This is a genomic window from Pseudomonas sp. IT-P218 (genome assembly GCF_949767605.1).
GTDB classification, from domain to species: Bacteria; Pseudomonadota; Gammaproteobacteria; order Pseudomonadales; family Pseudomonadaceae; genus Aquipseudomonas; species Aquipseudomonas putida_AE.
Genome location: NZ_CATKQQ010000066.1, coordinates 91,161 through 113,100, shown reverse-complemented (window position 1 = coordinate 113,100; position 21,940 = coordinate 91,161). Strand labels below are relative to the sequence as shown.

Below are 21,940 nucleotides of genomic sequence, written 5' to 3'. Positions count from 1 at the left end.
CGTTGTCCTTAAGTCCATCGCGAGCAAGCTCGCTCCTGCAAGGGGCGAGTTGCACATAAGAATTTCGTCTGACTGCGTCTATCGAGAACCCCAATGCCTCAACCGCGTCCCTACAAAGTTGCACTCAACGGCTACGGCCGGATTGGTCGTTGCGTCTTGCGTGCGTTGTTCGAGCGAGGCGAAAAGGCCGGGTTTGAAATTGTCGCGATCAACGACCTGGCCGACATGGCCAGTATTGAATACCTGACACGCTTCGACTCCACCCACGGGCGTTTTCCCGGAGAAGTGAAGGTCGACGGCGATTGTCTGCATATTAATGGCGACTGCGTGAAGGTCCTGCGCAGTGCCACTCCCGAAGGCATCGATTGGGCGTCGTTGGGCGTCGATCTGGTGCTGGAATGCTCCGGCGCCTACCACACTCGCGAAGACGGCCAGCGCTTCCTCGACGCCGGCGCGCCGCGCGTGCTGTTTTCCCAGCCGATGGCCAGCGAGGCGGATGTCGACGCCACCATCGTCTACGGTGTGAACCAGGATTGCCTGACCGGCGACGAGCTGCTGGTGTCCAACGCCTCCTGCACCACCAACTGTGGTGTGCCGCTGTTGCGCCTGCTGGACCAGGCCATTGGTCTAGAGTACGTGTCGATCACCACGATCCACTCGGCCATGAACGACCAGCCGGTGATCGACGCCTACCATCACGAAGACTTGCGCCGCACCCGTTCGGCGTTTCAGTCGGTGATTCCGGTGTCCACTGGTCTGGCGCGCGGCATCGAACGTCTGCTGCCGGAACTTGCCGGGCGAATTCAGGCCAAAGCCGTACGTGTGCCGACGGTTAACGTGTCTTGCCTCGACATCACGATGCAGACCGTGAGCGACACCGACGCCGCCGAGGTCAACCGGATCCTGCGCGAGGCTGCCACCAGCGGCCCGCTCAAAGGTCTGCTGGCCTACACCGAGTTGCCCCACGCAAGTTGTGATTTCAACCACGACCCACATTCGGCGATCGTCGATGCCAGTCAGACTCGAGTTTCCGGCCCAAGGCTGGTGAACATCCTGGCCTGGTTCGACAACGAATGGGGTTTTGCCAACCGAATGCTGGACGTTGCGGAACACTATCTGCACACAGCCTCAAAAAAACCTGCTCTCTAAGAACAGCTACTCAGGAAATGCGACCCATGACCGTGTTGAAGATGTCCGACCTCGATCTGCAAGGTAAGCGCGTACTGATTCGCGAAGACCTCAACGTCCCAGTCAAGGACGGTGCCGTCACCAGCGATGCGCGAATCCTGGCTTCGCTGCCGACCATCAAGCTGGCCCTGGAAAAAGGCGCGGCCGTGATGGTCTGCTCGCACCTTGGCCGTCCGACCGAAGGTGAATTCTCGGCCGAGAACAGCCTCAAGCCAGTGGCCGACTACCTGAGCAAGGCCTTGGGTCGCGAAGTGCCGCTGGTGGCTGACTACCTGGGCGGCGTCGACGTGAAAGCCGGCGACATCGTGCTGTTTGAAAACGTGCGCTTCAACAAGGGCGAAAAGAAGAACGCCGATGAGCTGGCCCAGCAGTATGCGGCCCTGTGCGACGTGTTCGTGATGGACGCCTTTGGCACCGCGCACCGTGCCGAGGGTTCGACCCACGGCGTGGCCAAGTTCGCCAAGATTGCCGCTGCCGGTCCTTTGCTGGCGGCCGAACTGGACGCACTGGGCAAGGCGCTCGGCGCCCCGGCTCAGCCAATGGCCGCCATCGTGGCAGGTTCCAAGGTCTCGACCAAGCTAGACGTGCTCAACAGCCTGAGCCAGATCTGCGACCAACTGATCGTCGGCGGCGGTATCGCCAACACCTTCCTGGCGGCTGCCGGTCACCCGGTCGGCAAATCGCTGTACGAGCCGGACCTGCTGGACACCGCTCGCGCCATCGCCGCCAAAGTCAGCGTGCCGCTGCCGGTAGACGTGGTGGTCGCCAAGGAATTCGCTGAAAGCGCGACGGCCACTGTGAAGCTGATCGCCGATGTGGCCGCCGACGACATGATCCTGGACATTGGTCCGCAGACGGCGGCCAATTTCGCCGAACTGCTGAAATCGTCCAAGACCATCCTGTGGAACGGCCCGGTCGGCGTGTTTGAATTCGACCAGTTCGGTAACGGTACCAAAGTGTTGGCCCAGGCCATCGCAGACAGCGCGGCATTTTCCATTGCTGGCGGTGGCGACACCCTGGCGGCCATCGATAAATATGGCGTCGCCGAGCAAATCTCCTACATTTCTACCGGCGGCGGCGCGTTCCTGGAGTTCGTCGAAGGCAAGGTGTTGCCAGCCGTTGAAGTCCTGGAAAGCCGGGCCAAGGCCTGAGGGTCGCCCGTTTGACCAGGAAAGGGAGTGTTCAAATGGTCAAGACCTTAGCGCTGTTGATCGTCGCGGGATCGCTGGCGGCTTGTGGGAGTAATCCCAAAGCCACGCCGGAACCCGCGCCGTCCGCGCCCCGGAACGGTTGCAACCAGGCCGACTGGCAGGCGGAGACCAACCCGGTGCTCAACAAGCGTTCCGGGCCTGAAGGCCTGGACAAATACGAGACACAGACTCCCGCCAAGGAACATGGTTGTCCTTGACGGGTCTGACTCTTTACTCAGGGCTGGCGGTGTCTGCCGTCAGTCGAGGGACACGGATGAAAGGTTTTATCGCCATTACGGCGCTGGCATTGCTGGGCGGGTGCGCTAACTGGAACCCGTTCCAGTCGACCACCGCGGCGGATGACTGGACCACCTGGACCTGCGACAGCCAGGCCAAAGTGGTTTGGCGCTACACCGACGACAGCCACAACGAAGTCGACGTGCGCCTGGGCGGGGCCGATCAGGTCCATCGCCTGAAGCAGGAGCCGGGCGCGTCGGGTTCGCTGTACAGCGACAACATGCTGGCGTTTCACATAAAAGGTGAGGAAGGCCTGGTCTACTGGGTCGCCACCAATGATTTGATTGGCCGAGGCTGTAAAGCCCAATAACAACGGCCAGACCGCAAAAGCATTGACCGTATTCGCAGCCCGGACCAACCCCCGATCTGCAATAACTTGAATAGCCGCCGCCGCTACGGCAGGCTGGCACGATTAACGACCCAAACCGGGAGAGACACACACAATGGCACTTATCAGCATGCGCCAGATGTTGGACCACGCAGCCGAGTTCGGCTACGGCGTTCCAGCCTTCAACGTCAACAACCTTGAGCAGATGCGCGCCATCATGGAAGCCGCTGACAAGACAGACTCCCCGGTGATCGTCCAGGCTTCGGCCGGTGCTCGCAAATACGCTGGCGCACCGTTCCTGCGTCACCTGATCCTGGCAGCCATCGAAGAATTCCCGCACATCCCGGTGTGCATGCACCAGGACCACGGCACCAGCCCTGACGTCTGCCAGCGCTCCATTCAACTGGGCTTCAGCTCGGTGATGATGGACGGTTCCCTGGGCGAAGACGGCAAGACCCCGACCGACTACGACTACAACGTCCGTGTTACCCAACAAACCGTGGCCATGGCTCACGCCTGCGGCGTATCGGTAGAAGGCGAGCTGGGCTGCCTGGGTTCGCTGGAAACCGGCATGGCCGGTGAAGAAGACGGCATCGGCGCCGAGGGCGTTCTGGATCACAGCCAAATGCTGACCGACCCGGAAGAAGCCGCTGACTTCGTCAAGCGCACCCAGGTGGATGCCCTGGCCATCGCCATCGGTACCAGCCACGGCGCCTACAAGTTCACCAAACCGCCTACCGGCGACGTATTGGCGATCGACCGTATCAAAGAGATCCACAAGCGCATCCCGAACACCCACCTGGTGATGCACGGTTCTTCTTCGGTTCCGCAAGAGTGGCTGGCGATCATCAACCAGTACGGCGGCGACATTAAAGAAACCTACGGCGTTCCGGTTGAAGAAATCGTCGAAGGCATCAAGCACGGCGTGCGCAAGGTCAACATCGACACCGACCTGCGCCTGGCATCCACTGGCGCCATGCGTCGCCTGATGGCCACCAACCCGAGCGAGTTCGACCCACGTAAATTCTTCGGCGCCACCGTGACTGCCATGCGCGACGTGTGCATCGCCCGTTACGAAGCCTTCGGTACCGCGGGCAACGCTTCGAAGATCAAGCCGATCTCCCTGGAAGCGATGTTCCAGCGTTATCTGAAAGGTGAGTTGAACGCCAAGGTCAACTAAGCCTCAGGTGTTTGATAAAAAACCCGCCGATCGGCGGGTTTTTTATGGAAGAGCGGTAATTCTGACAAATTCTATATCAAGTATGCGCAGTGTCTGAGTATGAGGATCGCAACATACGCGTTTTCCCTTGAGTGATTCATAACGCCGATCGCTGGCTTCGAGAATGAAATATCCGGATCGCGCGTAGTGGTCACGTTCGTTTGACCCGGCAAAGTAAATATCAGTTTGCGCGCCAGTCGAATTTCTGAACCGATAGTCCCCGACCAACACGTACTCAATCATGCCAACGCGCAATGTACCTGTCATGGCGCCGCTTCTGTCAGTGCTGGAAGTGATGTTCAATTCGTAAGGCGTTCCTGCTTCATCAGTGGCGCTATAAGCGGCAGTGATGTATCCCTGCATGTTGATCTTTTGCTGAGCACTCATGGAACCTTCCTTGATTCGATCTGGAGACCAGGAGAACTATTGGGGGCGCTGAAAAAGAATAATTTCGAGATCGCGAATATTCACCTGTTATAAATGACAGTTATTTATTCGATGTTGTTATGTTGGTGCGAATATCAGGTAATAAGCTTTCAGTGTTGAATTGCATGAAAAAACCCGTCGTGAGGGACGGGTTTTTTGTGAACTCGAAAAGCGCTTATTTATCGTGATCAATATCCAGCTTGCTGAATGTCACTTTCCCGCCCTCACTGGTGTACCCGGTGTTGTCCTGCACATACACCCCGGCCTTGAAGTACAGCGGTTTGTCGCGCCAGGTGGCGCTGATATTGGTGTCCCACTGGTAGCCCGCCGCACTGACGCCCAGTGCGCCGCCGGGGCTCAGGTGGATGAGGTAATTGAACTCATTATTGAGCTTGATCCCGGTGGCGAGGGTGATGACCCGGCTTTCGGCGTCGTCGGGGTGCATGCGCACCTTGATCACGAGGTTGCCGGTCTCGGTCTTGGTCTTGTATTGGTATTCGAGTTTGACCATCGGCTTCTGGCTGTTATAGGCGTGGATCTGCCCGATCACGATCTTGCCCGAGCTCGGGACCTGGTTCACCGCCAGGGTGGCGTGAAGCAAGTTGTCGGCGTCCGGGTAGAACCAGTTTTTCAGCGTGCCGTTGCTGTAGGTTTCACGCAGCTCGGTGCGGGGATAGATCGCGTTTTCAGTGCGCGAGCCGGTCACCGGTGACCAGAAAAACAGAACGCCGGTGTCAGAGTGGAAGTATTGATCCTTGAAGCCGTCCACCAGTTTTGAGGTTTCAACCGTGTAGGGCGGGCTGCCGACGGGAACACTGAGGTTCCAGGTTGCGAGGTCAATCATAATCAAAGCTTCCGCGAATTAATGCTGCACGCACGTGCCAAACGCTCTGGCACGTGCCTTTGGGGGCGGTCTTTATAAGCGTAGAGGACTATTTTGTTAACGCCCGCCGGGCAGTTAATTGGCGCCAACATCCTGTCGAAGTGCCATCCTGCCCGGTTTTAGCGGGCTGCGTGGCCGACCGTTAGTCGGCAAATGACGCTTCGGTCGAATGATGGCGCACTGACACCTTCTGCTTTCGCAGATCCCGGTCTAGAGTGAAGGCACAGTTTCTGTCCGGTTTTCACGAGAAGTCGGCCTGACATCCAGCCCTAGAGAAGCAGCATGGAATGCGCGCACCCAATGCCAGCTGAAGGCAATTCAACCCTGTTGATCGTCGATGATTACCCTGAAAATCTGGTGAGCATGCGCGCCTTGCTGCAGCGCCAGGATTGGCAGGTGATCACCGCTGCATCCGGTTTCGAGGCGCTCGGGCTGTTGCTTGAATACGATGTCGACCTGGTGTTGCTGGATGTGCAGATGCCGGGCATGGACGGTTTTGAAGTGGCGCGCCTGATGCGCGGCAGCCAAAGGACCCGCCTGACACCGATCATTTTCCTCACCGCCAACGAACAGTCCCAGGATGCCGTGATCAAGGGTTACGCCAGTGGCGCGGTGGATTACCTGTTCAAACCCTTTGATCCGCAGATTCTCAAGCCCAAGGTCCAGGCGCTGCTCGAGCATCAACGCAATCGCCGGGCATTGCAGCGCCTGAGCCATGACCTGGAGGTCGCTCGCGCGTTCAACGCCTCGGTGCTGGACAACGCCGCCGAGGGCATCCTGGTGGTCGGCGAGGACGGCCTGATCCAATTTTCCAACCCGGCGATGTCACGACTGCTCAACGCCACGGTGCAGGAGCTGCAGGGCAAGGAGTTCCTGGATTTCCTGCAAAAACCGCACATACCGGTCTGGGCCGATTCTGACCTGCTGGCCGGGTACAAGCGCGGCGAGACCTTGCGCCTGCACGACGCCCTGCTGCGTACTGCCCCCGGGCAACAGGTGCCGGTGGCACTTTCTTGCGCGCCGCTGCCCACGGAACAACATGCAATGGTGGTGACAGTGCTGGACATGTCGGTGGTGCGCCACCTGCATCAGCAACTCGAGTTCCAGGCGGTCACCGACCCGCTGACCGGGCTGCTCAACCGTCGCGGCTTTTACCAGACCGTGGAAAACCTGCTGTTGCGCGGCGAACGTGCCGACAGCGCCTGGGTCCTGTTGTACCTGGACCTCGATGGCTTCAAGCGGGTCAACGATTCTCTCGGCCACGATGCTGGCGATCGGGTGTTGCGTTGGGTGTCCGAACAGTTGAAGGCCTGCCTGCGTCCGTTCGATATCCTGGCACGCATGGGCGGTGATGAATTCACCGCGTTGCTGGACCTGGAGTTTCCCGAGCAGGCAGCCAAGATTGCGGAAAAGCTCATCGAACGGGTGTCGGTCTGCCAGCAAATCGATGGTCTGGATATCGTCCTCGGTGCCAGCATCGGCATTGCTACGTTCCCCGACTGCGGCGCCAATCTCGACGGCTTGCTGCGCGCGTCCGACATCGCCATGTACGAAGCCAAGCGCGCTGGCCGGCAACAGTATCGGTTTTACGATCACGAAATGAACGGCCGGGCACGTTCGCGGCTGATGCTCGAAGAAAGCGTGCGAACGGCCATCGAGAACCGTGATTTCAATCTCGTGTATCAGCCGCAGGTGGCGGTTGCCGATGGACGGATTCGCGGGTTCGAGGCGTTGTTGCGCTGGCAGCACCCGAGTGTCGGCGATGTTCCGCCAGGCTTGTTTTTGCCGCTGCTGGAAGAGGCGCGCTTGATCAGTCGCCTGGGCAGCTGGATCTACCAGCGCAGTGCCGGGCAACGCAAAGCCTGGGAGACTTTGTTTGCCGAGGACCTGGTGGTGGGCGTCAGCTTGAGCAGCACCCAGTTTGCCATGCCCCATCTGGTGACCGAGTTGCGCCTGGTACTGGAGCGACATGGTTTGCAGCCACGTCACATGGAAGTCGAGGTGACGGAAGAGGCCTTGATGCATAATCCGGAGGAAACCCGTAAACAGCTGCGCTTGCTGCGCAATCTGGGGGTGCGGGTGGCGCTTGACGATTTCGGTTCCGGCCCGTGTTCACTGTCGCACCTGCGCGATCTGCAACTGGATACGCTCAAACTCGACCGCCATCTGATCAGCCGGCTTCCGCAGTCCTCAAGGGACGCGGCGCTGGTACGCAATGTGGTCGACCTGTGCAAGGAGTACGGGATGCTGGTGATTGCCGAAGGGGTCGAAACCATGGCGCAATACCAGTGGCTGCAAGCCAATGGCTGTGAGTATGTGCAAGGCTTCCTGGTGGCCCGACCGATGATGGCCGAAGACACCGAGAGCTTTGTGCAGCCCTTCGACTGGGGCGCGCTGACTGGCTGAATTCGCTACACTGGCGACCTTTTCGTGATTTGTGTTGCCGCTGCGATGACCGCGTTGAAATACCTCCAGGCCTACCCGGCTACCTTGCAGGACCAGGTGCGTCAGTTGATCGCCGACGGTCGGCTGGGCGATTACCTGAACCAGCGTTACCCGCAAAAGCATGGGGTCCAGAGCGACAAGGCGCTGTACACCTATGCGCTGGACCTCAAGCAGGAATACCTGCGTAACGCCCCGTCCATCGACAAGGTGCTGTTCGACAATCGCCTGGACCTGACCCACCGCGCACTTGGCCTGCACACCACCATCTCGCGGGTGCAAGGCGGCAAGCTCAAGGCCAAGAAAGAAATCCGCATTGCCTCATTGTTCAAGGAGGCGCCTTCGGAGTTTCTGAAAATGATCGTGGTGCATGAGTTGGCGCACTTCAAGGAGTCCGATCACAACAAGGCCTTCTACAAGCTGTGCGAGCACATGTTGCCGGGGTATCACCAGGTGGAGTTCGATGTGCGGGTGTACCTGACCTGGCGCGACCTGCAATGAAAAGAGCCAATGAACAAGGAGCGCATGGATGGACGTAAGCAAGACCAAGAGCAGCTTCTACCGCCGCTTGTACGTGGCGTACCTGATCGACAGCGGCCTGGCCAGCAGCGTTCCGGCATTGACCGAAGCCACCGGCATGCCCCGGCGCACGGCCCAGGACACCATCGCCGCCCTGGCGGACCTGGATATTGTTTGCGAGTTCGAGCAGGAAGAAGGCGCGCGCAACCATGCCGGGCGCTATCGCATTCGCGGGTGGGGGGCGATCGATCGCGGGTGGATCGAGCGTAATCTTCGGCAGATCAAGGCGGTGCTGGAGTATCCCTGATTTTTCGGTGATTGATCTGACGCCTTCGCGAGCAAGCCCGCTCCCACAGGGGGAACGCATTCCAACGTGGGAGCGGGCTTGCTCGCGAAGGGGCCCTTACGAACGCCGCATGCCAATGTGTGGAATACCATCCTCAACGTATTCCTCACCCGCCACCACAAACCCGTACCGCCCGTAATACCCCTGCAGATGCGCCTGGGCCGAGAGGTAGACCGGCATGTCTGGCCAGCGCTTTTCAATCTGCTTCATCGCCTGGGCCATCATCTCGTGGCCCAGCCCGGTACCTCGCGCCTGTGGCGCAATGATCACCCGCCCGATCACCACGTCACCGCCCTGTAGCTCGGGATCGAGCAGGCGCAGATACGCCACCAGCCGATCTCCGTCCCAGGCCATCAAATGGCAGGTGTCGCCCTCCAGATCCTGGCCATCGATGTCCTGGTAGATGCATTTCTGTTCGATGACGAACACTTCGGCGCGCAGCTGCAAAATGGCATACAGCTGCTCCTTGCCCAGATCGCTGTGGTGTTTACAGACCCAGTTGATTGTCATGTGTCGATTCCCTGAAAACGTCCTGTTGATACTAAGCGCCTCGACGAAGGATGTCTTTATGGCGCAGGAATCTGTGACAAAGACCAAAATGCCATCATTCATTTGGCGCGACGCTGTCTTCTTTGTGTAATCTTCAATCAAGCGCTGTGCAGTGCTGCAATGCGCTGAAATTTGAGTGCCTGGGGGTGCCGGTACGGGTCTTGGCGTTTTGGCTGAAAACACGTCGGGCAGCCCGCCCGCTAAGGATTTTCTGGCATGCCGCGATTGCATCGAGCCTTTGCTTTGCTTGGATTGCTGTTGCTGACTGAAAGTGTGGCCGCAGAAAAATTGCGGTTGGTGGCGGATGCCTGGCCACCCTTTACCGACGCCACGCTGTTCAACGGCGGGTTGGCCACGGACATTGTCAGTACCGCCCTGGCGCGGGCCGGCTATGCCAGTGATTTCGAGCAGGTGCCGTGGGCACGGACGTTGCTTGGGTTGGGCGAGGGTCGCTATGACGTTCTGGTCAATGCCTGGTTCAACGAGGAGCGCACACAGCTCGGACAGTTTTCGGGCGAGTACCTGATCAATCGCGTGCGCTTTCTCAAGCGTAAAGAGGCTCCCATCGAATTCAGCACTTTGCCGCAGCTGTACACCTATCCGATTGCCGTGGTGCGTGGCTACGCCTATTCGCCGACTTTCGATCAGGATGTGTCATTGCAGAAGATTCCGGTGCACAACTTCGCCATGGCGGTGCGCATGGTCGCGGCCGACAGGGTCAAGCTGACCCTGGAAGACGAATACGTCGCTCGTTACTACCTGGCCCGTGAGTCGCTCAAGGTCCGCAATGCCGTGGAGTTCTTGCCCAAACCGCTGAGCGAGAATGGCCTGCACATTCTGGTCAGCCTGAAAAATCCTCAGCATGAGCAGATCGTCGCCGGTTTTGATCGCGCCATCGTGGCCATGAAGGCCGACGGCACTTATGCACGGCTGATGAAACGCCACGGCATGTAAGCCGAGGCTGATGGCTCAATCCTCACTGGTGTCCTTGATCAGATGCGCCGCCAGTGTGCGCAGCGGCCCCAGCTGCCGGCAGATCAAACCCAGTTGCGTCTGCACCAGGCGCTGACCCTCATCGATTTCATCGGGCATCTGCTCGAGCGCGTTGGCCAGCGCTTCCTCCTCATCGCTCTGGATGGCAATCGCGGATTTGCTCGCCAGGCCTTGGGCGATTTCGTCGATGCTGGCCGCCAGTTTCACGCCCGCGCCTTCGATCAGTTGTTCGCGCACATCCTGTGGTAGTTGGGTTTCCCGATGCGCACCCAGCCCGGACAAATAACTGAGCAGGGTGTGCGACAGCACCAGGAAGCGGAAGCCGACATCCGCTTCCTTACGGAAATGTCCCGGCTCCATCAGCATGTTGGCCAGGGTGGTCGACAACGCCGCATCGGCGTTGTGGGCGTTGCGCCGCGCCAGGCGATACGCCAGGTCGTCGCTTTTGCCGGCGGCGTATTGCTGCATGATCTGGCGCAGGTAGATGCTGTTGCAGGTCAGGGTGTTGGCCAGCACTTTGTTCAGGCGCCGACCCTGCCAGTCCGGCAGGAACAGGAACACCGCCAGGCCGGCGATCAGGCTGCCGAGCAGGGTATCGAACAGCCGCGGCAGGAACAGCCCGTAACCGTCGCCCACCTGGTTGAAGCAGAACAGCACCATCAGGGTGATCGCCGCCGTCGCCAGGGTGTAGCGGGTGGTGCGGTTGATAAAGAACACCACCCCGGCGGCAATCGCGAAACAGGACTGGACCAGCGGGTTCGGGAACAGGTCGAACAGCGCCCAGGCCAAGGTCAGGCCGATGGCGGTGCCGATGATCCGCTGGCCGAGCTTGCGCCTTGTTGCACCGTAGTTCGGCTGGCAGACAAACAGCGTCGTGAGGATGATCCAGTAACCCTGGGACGGGTGGATCAAATGCACCATGGCGTAGCCGATGCTCAAGGCCAGGGGCAGGCGCAGGGCATGGCGGAACAACAAGGAGGTGGGCGTCAGCTGCGTGCGCAAGCGAACCCAGACATCCTTGAAGTTGCGTGGCGAGCGGTCGAGCAGGCTGCTGTCGGTGGCGTCGGCCAGGGTGTCGGGGTTGCTGGCATCGCTGAGCAGGCGGTCGAGGGTTCCCAGGTTGGCCGCCAGTGCCCGCAGTGAGCGCAACAGCCCGCGCCAGGCGGGATTGCTCTGGATGCGCAGGTGTTCGAGGGAGGCGTGCAGGTCGCCGAGGGCTTCGGCGAAACTCGCGTCATAGGTGAACGGCTGGCGCATCTGGATCGACTCGGCCAGCGCCCGGCACGCCTTGCCTTGCTGGCGCAGCAGGCGCTGGCAGCGGAACAGCACGTCGCTGTGGAAGAACGCGTCCGCCAGGGCGTTGTAAGGGTAGTGCGAGGAGCTGGCACGCTCGTGGATGTCCTGGGCGAGGAAGTACAGCTTCAGGTAGCGGCTGACCTTAGAGCCTGGGCGACCGTTGCCGACCCGGTGCAGGATGATTTCCTTGGCGACGTTCAGCGCGGCAACCACCCGGCCGTTCTGCTGGGCCAGTTCCAGGCGCCGGGCTTCCACGTCCATCTGGCGGATCGGCTCGAACAGCGAAGACTTCAGCTTCAGGTAAAAACCCAGCTCACGGAACAGCCGCGCCAGGCTTTGCTGCACCGGCTGGTTGGAAAACAGCGCCTGCCACAACACGGACAGCAGGCCGTACCAGGCGGCACCGGCCACCAGCAGCACCGGCTCATGCCAGAAATCGGTGACCGCGCCACCGCGCTGGTCGACGCCGATCATGGTGTAGACCGACAGGATCAGCGTCGCCGAGGCAATCGCCCCATAGCGTTCGCCAAGGGCGCCGAGCATGGTCAGGCAGAAGGCGGCGAGGGCGAAGGCGATGATGAAGAGTATGGGGTAGGGGAACAGCAGTTCGACCGACAGCGCGGCGACGGCGAAACACAACAGCGTCACCGCCAGCGCGTTGAGGCGGCCCTGCCAACTGTCATCGGTCTCGGCCAGGGCGCTGGCGATAATCCCCAGGAACAACGGGATCAACAGCCCCATTTCATCCTGATACCAGCATAGAGCCATGGTACCGGTCAGGGCGATGAACACCCGCACGCTGTAGCTGAATTTATCCAGCGCCCAAAGCCGGCGCAGAGACTGACGGAACGAGGTCGATGACATGAAATGCGAAGGCCTTCCGAGGCAATGACGCTAAATTGAGCCAGTAATGACGCCGACGCAATGGCGGCGATCACATCTGACAGCAATTTCTGTTCCTTGATGTCACACGCCCGCCTCATTTCTTCAGGCAGACAAAGAACCTGTTGGAGCTGGCTTGCCAGCGATGAGGCCGGTACATCCAACATCTTTGTTGACTGTCAGGTCGCCTTCGCTGGCAAGCCAGCTCCTACAGGGAGCAGGGTGTCAGACGTATTGTGCGGCGGCGTAGCCGGAGGCCCAGGCCCACTGGAAGTTGAAGCCGCCCAAATGGCCGGTGACGTCCAGCACTTCACCGATGAAATACAGGCCGGGGCTTTTCAGCGATTCCATGGTCTTGGACGACACCTCGTTGGTATCGACGCCACCCAGGGTCACTTCGGCGGTTCGGTAGCCTTCGGTGCCGGCCGGTACCACTTTCCAGCTCGCCAGTTTCTCGGCGATGGCGGCAATTTCCCCGTGGGTGTACTGCTTCATCGGTTTGGAGACAAACCAGTTGTCCGCCAGCAGATTGGCCATCTTCTTGGTGAAAATTTCACCGAGCAGGGTTTTCAGTTCGCTGTTCGGGCGTTCGGCCTGTTGCTGTTGCAGCCAGGACGGTACGTCGTGGTCGGGCATCAGGTTGATTTCGACCGTGTCGCCGGATTCCCAGAACGAAGAAATCTGCAAGATCGCCGGTCCGCTGAGGCCACGGTGGGTGAACAGGATGTTCTCGCGAAAGCTCTGGTCATTGCAGCTGACCAGGCAATCCACCGAGGTACCGGACAACTCGGTGCACAGTTCCTTGAGTTGATCGGTGATGGTGAACGGCACCAGCCCCGCGCGGGTCGGTAGCAGGTCGTGACCGAACTGCTTGGCCACCTGGTAGCCGAAACCGGTGGCGCCCAGGGTCGGGATCGACAGGCCGCCGGTGGCGATCACCAGCGATTCGCACGTCACCTGGCCCAGGGTGGTGTCCAGCAAATAGCCCTTCTCGAGTTTCTCGATGGTCTGGATCGAGGTGTCCAGGTGCAGGCTGACGCCGACCTGATCGCACTCGTTGAGCAGCATTTCGAGAATGTTGCTGGATTTGTTATCGCAGAACAGCTGGCCGAGCTTTTTCTCGTGGTACGGCACGCCGTGCTTGGCCACCATGCCGATGAAATCCCACTGGGTGTAGCGGGCCAGGGCAGATTTGCAGAAGTGGGCGTTCTGCGAGAGGAAATTGCTCGGTTCCGTGTACATGTTGGTGAAATTGCAGCGGCCACCGCCGGACATCAGGATTTTCTTGCCGGCCTTGTTGGCGTGGTCGAGCAACAGCACCTGGCGCCCGCGCCCGGCGGCGGTCAGTGCACACATCAACCCTGCGGCGCCAGCGCCAATGATCACGACTTCGGTAGAGCGCAAAACGGTGTCCTCTCGGTATATCACCACAAAACAAACTGTGGGAGCGGGCTTGCTCGCGAAAGGGCCATCACATTCAACATCAATGTCGACTGATAAACCGCTTTCGCGAGCAAGCCCGCTCCCACAGGGGGATCTTCGTTGGGTCGAAGATCGCTTACAGGATGCGCACGCGCAACGAACGGCCCTTGATCTTGCCGTCGTTGAGGCGTTGCAGGGCCTGCTTGGCGATCCCGCGTTCCACGGCCACGAAGGCCTGGAAGTCGAAGATGGCGATCTTGCCGACCTGGGCGCCCGGGATGCCCGCTTCACCGGTCAGTGCGCCAAGGATGTCGCCTGGACGCACCTTGTCCTTGCGGCCTGCGCCGATGCACAGGGTGCTCATCTGAGGCAGCAGCGGACCACCACCCTTGGAGGTGAGGTTGTCCACCTGATCCCAGGTCAATGGTGTCTTCTGCAATTGTTCGATGGCTTGAGCGCGCTGCGCTTCGGACGGCGCCACCAGGCTGATCGCGAGGCCTTTCTCACCGGCGCGGCCAGTACGGCCGACGCGGTGGATGTGGATTTCCGAATCACGGGCCAGTTCGACGTTGATCACCATATCCAGGGAATCGATGTCCAGGCCGCGGGCCGCGACGTCGGTGGCCACCAGCACGGAGGTGCTGCGGTTGGCGAACATCGCCAGTACCTGGTCGCGATCACGCTGTTCCAGGTCGCCGTGCAGGCCGACGGCGGAGATGCCTTTGGCCGTCAGGTGATCAACGGTTTCCTGGACTTGCTGCTTGGTGAAGCAGAACGCCACGCAGGACGCCGGGCGGAAGTGGCCCAGCACCTTGGTCACGGCGCTCATGCGATCGTCAGGGGAGATTTCGTAGAAGCGCTGCTCGATCTGCGTGTCGTCGTGGAACGCCTCGGCCTTCACTTGCTGCGGGTTGCGCATGAACTTCGAGGCCAGCTGCTTGATGCCTACCGGGTAGGTGGCGGAGAACAGCAGGGTCTGGCGACGCTCCGGGGCCTGCATGATGATTTCTTCGATGGAGTCGTAGAAACCCATGTCGAGCATGCGGTCGGCTTCGTCGAGGATCAGGGTGTTGAGGCCGTGCAGGACCAGCGAGCCCTTGCGCAGGTGCTGCTGGATGCGCCCCGGGGTGCCGACGATGATGTGCGCGCCGTGTTCCAGCGAAGCGATCTGCGGGCCGAGGGACACGCCGCCACACAGGGTCAGGACCTTGATGTTGTCTTCGGCACGGGCCAGGCGACGGATTTCCTTGGCGACCTGGTCAGCCAGCTCGCGGGTCGGGCACAGGATCAGCGCCTGGCAACCGAAGTAGCGCGGATTGATCGGGTTCAGCAGGCCGATACCGAAGGCGGCGGTCTTGCCGCTGCCGGTCTTGGCCTGGGCGATCAGGTCCATCCCCTTGAGGATCACCGGCAAGCTTTGCGCCTGGATCGGCGTCATCTGGGCATAACCGAGGGAGTCGAGGTTAGCCAGCATGGCGGCGGACAGCGGCAAAGTATTAAATTCGGTGGCGATGGTGGTCACGGGACTGGCCTGCAAAACAAAATGTCGCGCAGTGTACCAGTCCGATGGCCATTCGCCCTAAGGCTCTATGTGTTCTTCCGGACGTTTGACTCGCCGTCCGTCATTCTTTGACAGTTGCGAGAAGATCGTTGCGGCCAGCATCGCCATGATCCCCACGGTCACGAACGTAAGTTGGAATGCCCCCAAAACCGTGTCCACCCCGTCCTTGCCGATCCCAGCGGTGAACCCGCCGAGCAATGCGCCGGCGCAGGCCACGCCCAGGCTCAGGGACAATTGCGCGACCACCGACAGCAGACTGTTGCCGCTGCTGGCACTGGCGTCATCAAGGTCGATCAGGGTCACGGTGTTCATCGCCGTGAACTGCAAGGAGTTGATCGCCCCCAGCACTGCCAGCAGGCACAGCAGCAGCCAGTAGGGCGTCTGCTCGCTGACCAGGCCCATGCTGGCCAGCATGATCCCCAGCGCCAGGGTGTTACCGGTCAGTACGATACGGTAGCCCAGGCGTTCGATCAGTGGTCGCGCCACCCACTTGGCGATCATCGCCGCAGCCGCCAGCGGCAGCATGCTCATCCCCGCCTGGGACGGCGAATAGCCCAGCGCCACTTGCAGCAACAGCGGTACGAGGAACGGCAGCGCGCCGCTGCCGAGCCGGGCGAAGAGGTTGCCGAGAATGCCGACGGCAAAGGTCCGGGTCTTGAACAGCGATGGCGCGAACAGCGGATTGTCGATGTGCCCGGCGCGCAGCCAGTAGGCGGCCAGGCAGGCCATGCCGCCGAACAGCAGCAGCATCACCCGCAGGTGTGGCAGGTGCAGTTCGCCCAAGCCTTCCATGGCGACGGTGATCAGGATCATCGCCGCGCCGAACAGCAGGAACCCCAGGCTATCGAAGCGGGTCCGTTCGGAGCCACGCAGGTCGGGGATGAATTTCCACACGGCGTAGCAGCCCACCAGTCCCACCGGCAGGTTGATCAGAAAGATCCAGTGCCAGGTCAGGTACTCCACCATCCAGCCGCCCATGGTCGGGCCGATCAACGGCCCGAGCAGGCCGGGAATGGTGATGAAGCCCATGATCCGCACCAGTTCCGAGCGCGGGTAAGCGCGCAGCACCACCAGTCGCCCGACCGGCAGCATCAACGCGCCACCCAGGCCCTGGATCACCCGGGCGCCGATCAGCATGCTCAAGCTGCTGGACAAGGCGCAGAGCAGCGAGCCGAAACTGAACAGCAGGATCGCGCTGAAGAAGATTTTTTTCGTGCCGAAACGGTCGGCGATCCAGCCAGAGGCGGGAATCAGCAAGGCGACCGTGAGCATGTAGGCAATGATCACGCCCTGCATGCGCAGCGGGTCTTCCGCCAGGTCGCTGGCCATGGCCGGCAGGGCGGTGTTGAGGATCGTCCCGTCGAGGGACTGCATGAAGAAGGCAATGGCGACGACCCAAGGCACCCAGCGGGCGGTGACCGGATCGAGAGGCGGGCGGTTGGGCATGGGACCTCTTGTGGTGGTCAGGGAACCGAACCCTGTGGGAGCGGGCTTGCTCGCGAAAGGGCCATCACATTCAACATCAATGCTGAATGACCCACCGCTTTCGCGAGCAAGCCCGCTCCCACAGGGGGATTGTGTTTACAGGGTCAACGTCAGCCGCCGCACGATCGCCCCCGGCAACAACGCCGATGCCGTCGCCCGCTGGCTGTAGGTGCTCGCCGACAACAGCAATTTGCGCTCAGCGGTCAGCGCTTCCAGCTGTGAACCCAGCAGGCTGTAGGCGCTGTCGTCGAAACGCATGGTGCTGACCGGTGCCTGGATCTCGCCGTTCTCGACCCAGAAGGTCGCGAAGCGTGTCATGCCGGTCAGGCGTGCTGCCGGTTGATCCGAGAAGTTCAGGTACCACAGGTTGCTGATGTACAGGCCGGTACCGAGTTGCTTGAGGATCTGTGCCTCGGGCAAATCCCCGGCCTGCATGTTCAGGGCCGTCGGCGATTCCCCGCCGCTGGCGCCGTTGGCGGTCAAGCCGTATTCGGCGGCGCTGCGTGAACCCACCAGTTGCGCACCGGCCCGGCCTTCGACAATCAAGCCCAGATCGCTGCGCGGATAACCTTCGTCGGAGAACGCCGGGCTCAGCGAGCCGCTGACCTTTTCATCCAGCGAAACCAGCGGGCTGAACGCCTGGTCGCCCCCGTAGAGCTTCTGCAGCGGGCTGCTTTTGCTGGCGATCGACTGTGCCGAAAAGCCACCCCAGCACAGCATGCCCATGATCTCTTCCAACGCGGCGGGCGCCAGGTAGGCGCGGTACTGACCCGGCGCCAGGGTGCGCAGCGGTCGCCCCAGGTATTCAAGCTGTTCACGTGCCTGCTGGAAGCGTTTGGCAAAGCCTGCGCTGTTCCAGTCGTGTCCGGCATAGCTGGCCTTCACCGCCTGGCCGTTCTCATGGAACAGGCTGAAGTCGAAGTTGAAACTGTTGGCCTGGTGCCAGCCGAACGCCCCGGCGGAGCTGGCGAAACCACGGCTGATCGGCCCGGCGGCATAGAATCCGACCAGGTCCAGGCCTTCGGCGGCCTGGGTGATTTCTGCGACCACTTGCTCGGTGTCCGGCAGCGGATGCTCCTGCACGTTTTTGCTTTGCCAGCCGTTGTAGTTGAGCAGCAGGTAAGGGTCCTGGGGCAGCAGCGGCAAGGTTTCGCGCAGTTGTTGCAGGCCTTCGGCCAGGCGCTGACGGTCGACTGCAGGATCGCCCGCCAGGGTGATCTGCAGGTCGGCGTGGCGGCCATCGTTGATCAGTTTCAAACCGATGCTCGCCTGTTGCACCTGCCCGGCCTGCCGCACCTTGGCGTGGTTGAAGCGCACGAAGGCCGAGGATTCGGCGGCGTAGCTGAGGGTGAACTGTTCCGGTTCGTGCAGCGCTTCGCGTAATTCGGCGACCAATGCCTTGAACGACTCGGCCTGGGCTTTCGACGTAGTCATCAGCTGTCTCCCCCAAATACATCAACGTTGCTGAACACGCAGGCTGGCGAGGCATGGCCCACGCGGATCACTTGATTCGGTTCGCCCTTGCCACAGTTCGGTGTGCCCAGGACCTTGAAGGTGCTGGCATCGCCGACCGCGCTGAGGCTCTTCCAGAACTGCGCGGAAATGGCCCGGTAGTTCGGGTTCTTCACCACGCCCTTGAGTTCGCCGTTTTCGATCAACTGGCCCCATTCGCAACCGAACTGGAACTTGTTGCGCGCATCGTCGATGGACCATGAGCGGTTGGTGCTCATCAGGATGCCGTGTTCGATGTTGCCGATCAGTTGCTCGAGCGGCTGGTCGCCAGGCTCGATGTTGAGGTTGGCCATGCGGTCGATCGGTGGGCGGTTCCAGCCGCAGGCGCGGCTGTTGGCGACCCCGTCGAGGCCGGCGCGGAACTGCGAGAGTGCACCGCCCAAGGGGCGCAGCAGCAGGCCTTGGCGAATCAGGAACTGTTTGCTGGCGGCCGTGCCGTCGTCGTCATGGCCGTAGCTGGCGAGCTGTTCCGGGATATCGGGATCGAACGTCACGTTCAACAATGTCGAGCCGTACTGCAGATGGCCGAAGTCGCCGGCCTTGACGAAGCTGGTGCCGGCATAATTACGCTCATCCCCGAGGATGCGGTCCAGTTCCAGCGGGTGGCCGATGGATTCGTGGATCTGCAGCATCATCTGGTCGGGCATCAGCAGCAGGTCGCGCGGACCTTGCGGCGTGTTCGGTGCCAGCAGCAATTGCAGCGCCTGATCGGCAATTTTCACCCCTGCGCCGATCAGTCCGCAGCGGCTGATGACATCGAAGCCACCCTGCTGACCGAAGTTCTCCCGGCCGAGTGTGCGGGTCTGGCTGTCGTTGCCGTCGTAGGCGGTGACATCGAGGCCTGGGTAGACGAAGCGCTGGGCCTGACGCAGTTCGGCGCCGGCGCTGTTGAGGTAGATCTGCTCGACGTGGGTGATGCCGATGCTGACCTGCCAGCTCACCAGACGTTCGTCCTTGGGCACGGCGGCGGATTCGGCCCCCAGCAGCTGGTAGCAGTCGCTCAGGGAGGGGAACGGCTGGTCGAGGTTCGGCGAGAAATAATCGGCACGGTCGCTGGATACCGCCTGGTCGCGCAGATCCAGCAAGGCGTGAGGCTTGAGCCGGCGCGCCTGCTGTTCGGCGCGCTCAAGGGCGGCTTGCAGGCCTTGCTGCGACAGATCGTTGGTGGCGGCATAGGCTTCGACGCCGTTGACCCGCACGGTCAGCATCGCCCCCTCGTCGCGGCTCAGGCTCGGCGGTTCGGCGACGTTCTTGCGCACCGACAGGTACTGGCCGGACTCGCGCACATAACGCAGGGAAAAGAATTCGGCGCCCGTGCGCAAGGCAGCAAAGCGCTGCTTGAGCTGGGGGTGGAAATCGAACATTCGGGAACCTCCTTGGTATGGAGTGGCGGTGCAGCGGTGCGGCGAGGGGATGAAGCGATTGCGCGGCACTAGAGTAGGCCTGCATGGGGGTGGGATCAAGGTCCGGGAGGTATTTACGCTGGGTGAGTCAGTAGTTTGTTTATCGTTTGTAAGGACGCCTTCGCGAGCAAGCCCGCTCCCACATTGGATCTATGGTCGACACAAATTATGTGAACGCCAAAGAACAAATGTGGGAGCGGGCTTGCTCGCGAAGGCAGCACCGCGGTGTAACAGTGTTACGCAGTCTGGCCCACTTCACGCATAGGTTTGCCCTTCACCGGCGCATCGCCCGCTACATAGTAGTTGGCCTTGCTGCGCGGCAATGGCTGGCGGCCACGGATCTTGTCGGCGATTTTCTCGGCCATCATGATCGTCGGCGCGTTCAGGTTGCCGGTGGTGATGATCGGCATGATCGACGCATCGACCACGCGCAGGCCTTGCATGCCATGCACGCGACCTTCGCCATCGACCACGGCCATTTCATCTGTGCCCATCTTGCACGAGCAGGACGGGTGGAACGCGGTTTCGGCGTGTTCGCGGATGAACTTGTCCAGCTGCTCATCGGTTTGCACTTCGATGCCCGGGCTGATTTCGCGACCACGGAAGGCGTCCAGCGCAGGTTGCTGCATGATTTCACGGGTCAGGCGGATGCCATCGCGAAATTCCTGCCAGTCCTGCTCGGTGGCCATGTAGTTGAACAGGATGCTCGGGTGCTGGCGCGGGTCCTTGGACTTGGCCTGGATGCGCCCGCGGCTTGGCGAACGCATGGAGCCCATGTGCGCCTGGAAGCCGTGTTCTTTCACACCGTTGCTGCCGTTGTAGTTAATCGCCACCGGCAGGAAGTGGTATTGGATGTTCGGCCATTCGAATTCCGGACGGGTACGGATGAAACCGCCGGCTTCGAACTGGTTGCTGGCGCCGATGCCGGTGCCGTTGAACAGCCACTCGGCACCGATGGCCGGCTGGTTGTACCAGAGCAGCGACGGGTACAGCGAGACCGGTTGGGTGCAAGCGTATTGCAGGTACAGCTCAAGGTGGTCCTGCAGGTTTTCACCCACGCCCGGCAGGTCGTGGACCACCGGAATGTCGAGCTTGTTCAGCAGTTCGGCCGGGCCGACGCCGGAGCGTTGCAGGATCTGCGGCGAAGCGATGGCGCCGGAGCACAACAGCACTTCCTTGCGCGCCTTGGCTTCAACGCGCTCTTCGGCGTCGCCGACCAGGTAACGCACGCCGACCGCACGCTTGCCGTCGAACAGGATCTTGTCGGTCAGGGCGTGGGTGACGATGGTCAGGGTCGAACGCTTCTTGGCCACGTCCAGGTAACCGCGGGCGGTGGAAGCACGACGACCTTTGGGGGTCACGGTGCGGTCCATCGGGCCGAAGCCTTCCTGCTGGTAGCCGTTCAAGTCTTCGGTGCGCGGGTAACCGGCCTGCACGCCTGCATCAACCATGGCGTGGAACAGCGGGTTGTTGCCGGCTTTCGGTGTGGTCACGCTGACCGGACCGTCGCCACCGTGGTAGTCGTTCGGGCCGATGTCGCGGGTTTCCGCTTTACGGAAATACGGCAGGCAGTCCAGGTACGACCAGTCTTCCAGGCCTGGCAGTTTCGCCCAGCCGTCGTAGTCCATGGCATTGCCGCGGATGTAACACATGCCGTTGATCAGCGAGGAACCGCCCAGGCCCTTGCCGCGACCGCATTCCATCCGGCGATTGTCCATGTGTGGCTCTGGATCGGTTTCGTAGGCCCAGTTGTAGCGACGGCCTTGCAGCGGGAACGCCAGGGCGGCCGGCATCTGCGTGCGGAAGTCGAAACGGTAGTCCGGGCCACCGGCTTCGAGCAGCAGGACGGTGACGCCGGCGTCTTCGGTCAGACGGGTCGCCAGGGTGTTACCGGCCGAGCCGGCACCGATGATGATGTAGTCGAATTCTTGGGACATTGAATGCACCCTCTTTGATAGTGGTCAGGTCGGGCCTCGGCGAGTGCTGCGCACTCGATCGC

At 61.1% G+C, this 21,940-nt stretch carries 19 protein-coding genes; 9 read left to right on the top strand and 10 right to left on the bottom strand.

The genetic code is table 11. The features are described 5' to 3' along the window. Positions 1 to 93 precede the first annotated feature (93 nt). The 5 genes from epd to fba all read left to right on the top strand — a co-directional run bounded on the left by epd (position 94) and on the right by fba (position 4,183). Positions 94 to 1,149, top strand: a complete 1,056-nt coding sequence (gene epd, locus ACM6I6_RS24970) for an erythrose-4-phosphate dehydrogenase (RefSeq protein ID WP_274075605.1) — start codon at positions 94 to 96, stop codon at positions 1,147 to 1,149. Between the two features lie 26 nt (positions 1,150 to 1,175). Next, a complete protein-coding gene (locus ACM6I6_RS24965; RefSeq protein ID WP_274075604.1) occupies positions 1,176 to 2,339 on the top strand; it encodes a phosphoglycerate kinase in 1,164 nt (387 codons plus the stop codon). A gap of 35 nt (positions 2,340 to 2,374) precedes the next feature. After that, a complete protein-coding gene (locus ACM6I6_RS24960) occupies positions 2,375 to 2,596 on the top strand; it encodes a hypothetical protein (protein WP_274075603.1) in 222 nt (73 codons plus the stop codon). Positions 2,597 to 2,652: 56 nt separating this feature from the next. Next, positions 2,653 to 2,985, top strand: coding sequence for an MliC family protein (locus ACM6I6_RS24955; protein WP_274075602.1), 333 nt, complete (start codon positions 2,653 to 2,655; stop codon positions 2,983 to 2,985). A gap of 133 nt (positions 2,986 to 3,118) precedes the next feature. Continuing rightward, positions 3,119 to 4,183 carry a class II fructose-bisphosphate aldolase gene (gene fba / locus ACM6I6_RS24950; RefSeq protein WP_019694035.1) on the top strand — a complete coding sequence of 355 codons (1,065 nt, stop codon included), beginning with the start codon at positions 3,119 to 3,121 and terminating at the stop codon, positions 4,181 to 4,183. 42 nt (positions 4,184 to 4,225) lie between these two features. Here the strand turns inward: fba and ACM6I6_RS24945 are convergent, their stop codons facing one another. Next, positions 4,226 to 4,609, bottom strand: coding sequence for a hypothetical protein (locus ACM6I6_RS24945; protein WP_274075601.1), 384 nt, complete (start codon positions 4,607 to 4,609; stop codon positions 4,226 to 4,228). Positions 4,610 to 4,823: 214 nt separating this feature from the next. After that, a complete protein-coding gene (locus ACM6I6_RS24940; protein WP_274075600.1) occupies positions 4,824 to 5,492 on the bottom strand; it encodes a polysaccharide lyase family 7 protein in 669 nt (222 codons plus the stop codon). A 321-nt stretch (positions 5,493 to 5,813) separates the two neighbouring features. Here ACM6I6_RS24940 and ACM6I6_RS24935 point away from each other — a divergent pair, with 321 nt between their 5' ends. Genes ACM6I6_RS24935 through ACM6I6_RS24925 form a run of 3 tightly spaced genes read left to right on the top strand, consistent with a single transcriptional unit; the run spans position 5,814 to position 8,799 of the window. After that, positions 5,814 to 7,937, top strand: coding sequence for a putative bifunctional diguanylate cyclase/phosphodiesterase (locus ACM6I6_RS24935; protein ID WP_274075599.1), 2,124 nt, complete (start codon positions 5,814 to 5,816; stop codon positions 7,935 to 7,937). Positions 7,938 to 7,982: 45 nt separating this feature from the next. After that, positions 7,983 to 8,474, top strand: coding sequence for a M48 family metallopeptidase (locus ACM6I6_RS24930; protein ID WP_274075598.1), 492 nt, complete (start codon positions 7,983 to 7,985; stop codon positions 8,472 to 8,474). Between the two features lie 28 nt (positions 8,475 to 8,502). Then, positions 8,503 to 8,799: a winged helix-turn-helix domain-containing protein gene (locus ACM6I6_RS24925; RefSeq protein WP_274075597.1), complete on the top strand. Its 297-nt coding sequence runs from the start codon at positions 8,503 to 8,505 to the stop codon at positions 8,797 to 8,799. Between the two features lie 96 nt (positions 8,800 to 8,895). On the opposite strand, the gene ACM6I6_RS24920 is transcribed toward ACM6I6_RS24925, so the two are convergent. Next, positions 8,896 to 9,348, bottom strand: a complete 453-nt coding sequence (locus ACM6I6_RS24920) for a GNAT family N-acetyltransferase (protein WP_274075596.1) — start codon at positions 9,346 to 9,348, stop codon at positions 8,896 to 8,898. A gap of 255 nt (positions 9,349 to 9,603) precedes the next feature. Here ACM6I6_RS24920 and ACM6I6_RS24915 point away from each other — a divergent pair, with 255 nt between their 5' ends. Next, positions 9,604 to 10,341: a substrate-binding periplasmic protein gene (locus ACM6I6_RS24915; RefSeq protein ID WP_414920855.1), complete on the top strand. Its 738-nt coding sequence runs from the start codon at positions 9,604 to 9,606 to the stop codon at positions 10,339 to 10,341. A 15-nt stretch (positions 10,342 to 10,356) separates the two neighbouring features. On the opposite strand, the gene yccS is transcribed toward ACM6I6_RS24915, so the two are convergent. The 7 genes from yccS to betA all read right to left on the bottom strand — a co-directional run bounded on the left by yccS (position 10,357) and on the right by betA (position 21,878). Next, entirely contained in the window at positions 10,357 to 12,540 is a 2,184-nt protein-coding gene (gene yccS / locus ACM6I6_RS24910) for a YccS family putative transporter (protein WP_414920854.1), read from the bottom strand. A 243-nt stretch (positions 12,541 to 12,783) separates the two neighbouring features. Next, positions 12,784 to 13,962: an NAD(P)/FAD-dependent oxidoreductase gene (locus tag ACM6I6_RS24905; RefSeq protein ID WP_414920853.1), complete on the bottom strand. Its 1,179-nt coding sequence runs from the start codon at positions 13,960 to 13,962 to the stop codon at positions 12,784 to 12,786. A 154-nt stretch (positions 13,963 to 14,116) separates the two neighbouring features. After that, the gene (gene dbpA, locus ACM6I6_RS24900) at positions 14,117 to 15,454 is read right to left on the bottom strand and encodes an ATP-dependent RNA helicase DbpA (RefSeq protein ID WP_406591176.1); all 1,338 of its coding nucleotides are present in this window, start codon (positions 15,452 to 15,454) and stop codon (positions 14,117 to 14,119) included. A gap of 105 nt (positions 15,455 to 15,559) precedes the next feature. Further along, entirely contained in the window at positions 15,560 to 16,987 is a 1,428-nt protein-coding gene (mdtD, locus tag ACM6I6_RS24895) for a multidrug transporter subunit MdtD (protein WP_274075591.1), read from the bottom strand. Between the two features lie 135 nt (positions 16,988 to 17,122). Further along, positions 17,123 to 18,460, bottom strand: coding sequence for a TldD/PmbA family protein (locus ACM6I6_RS24890; protein ID WP_414920852.1), 1,338 nt, complete (start codon positions 18,458 to 18,460; stop codon positions 17,123 to 17,125). After that, positions 18,460 to 19,902, bottom strand: a complete 1,443-nt coding sequence (locus ACM6I6_RS24885) for a TldD/PmbA family protein (RefSeq protein WP_406591151.1) — start codon at positions 19,900 to 19,902, stop codon at positions 18,460 to 18,462. The genes ACM6I6_RS24890 and ACM6I6_RS24885 overlap by 1 nt, the downstream gene beginning before the upstream one ends. 275 nt (positions 19,903 to 20,177) lie before the next feature. Then, positions 20,178 to 21,878 carry a choline dehydrogenase gene (betA, locus tag ACM6I6_RS24880; RefSeq protein ID WP_274075586.1) on the bottom strand — a complete coding sequence of 567 codons (1,701 nt, stop codon included), beginning with the start codon at positions 21,876 to 21,878 and terminating at the stop codon, positions 20,178 to 20,180. Positions 21,879 to 21,940 lie beyond the last annotated feature (62 nt).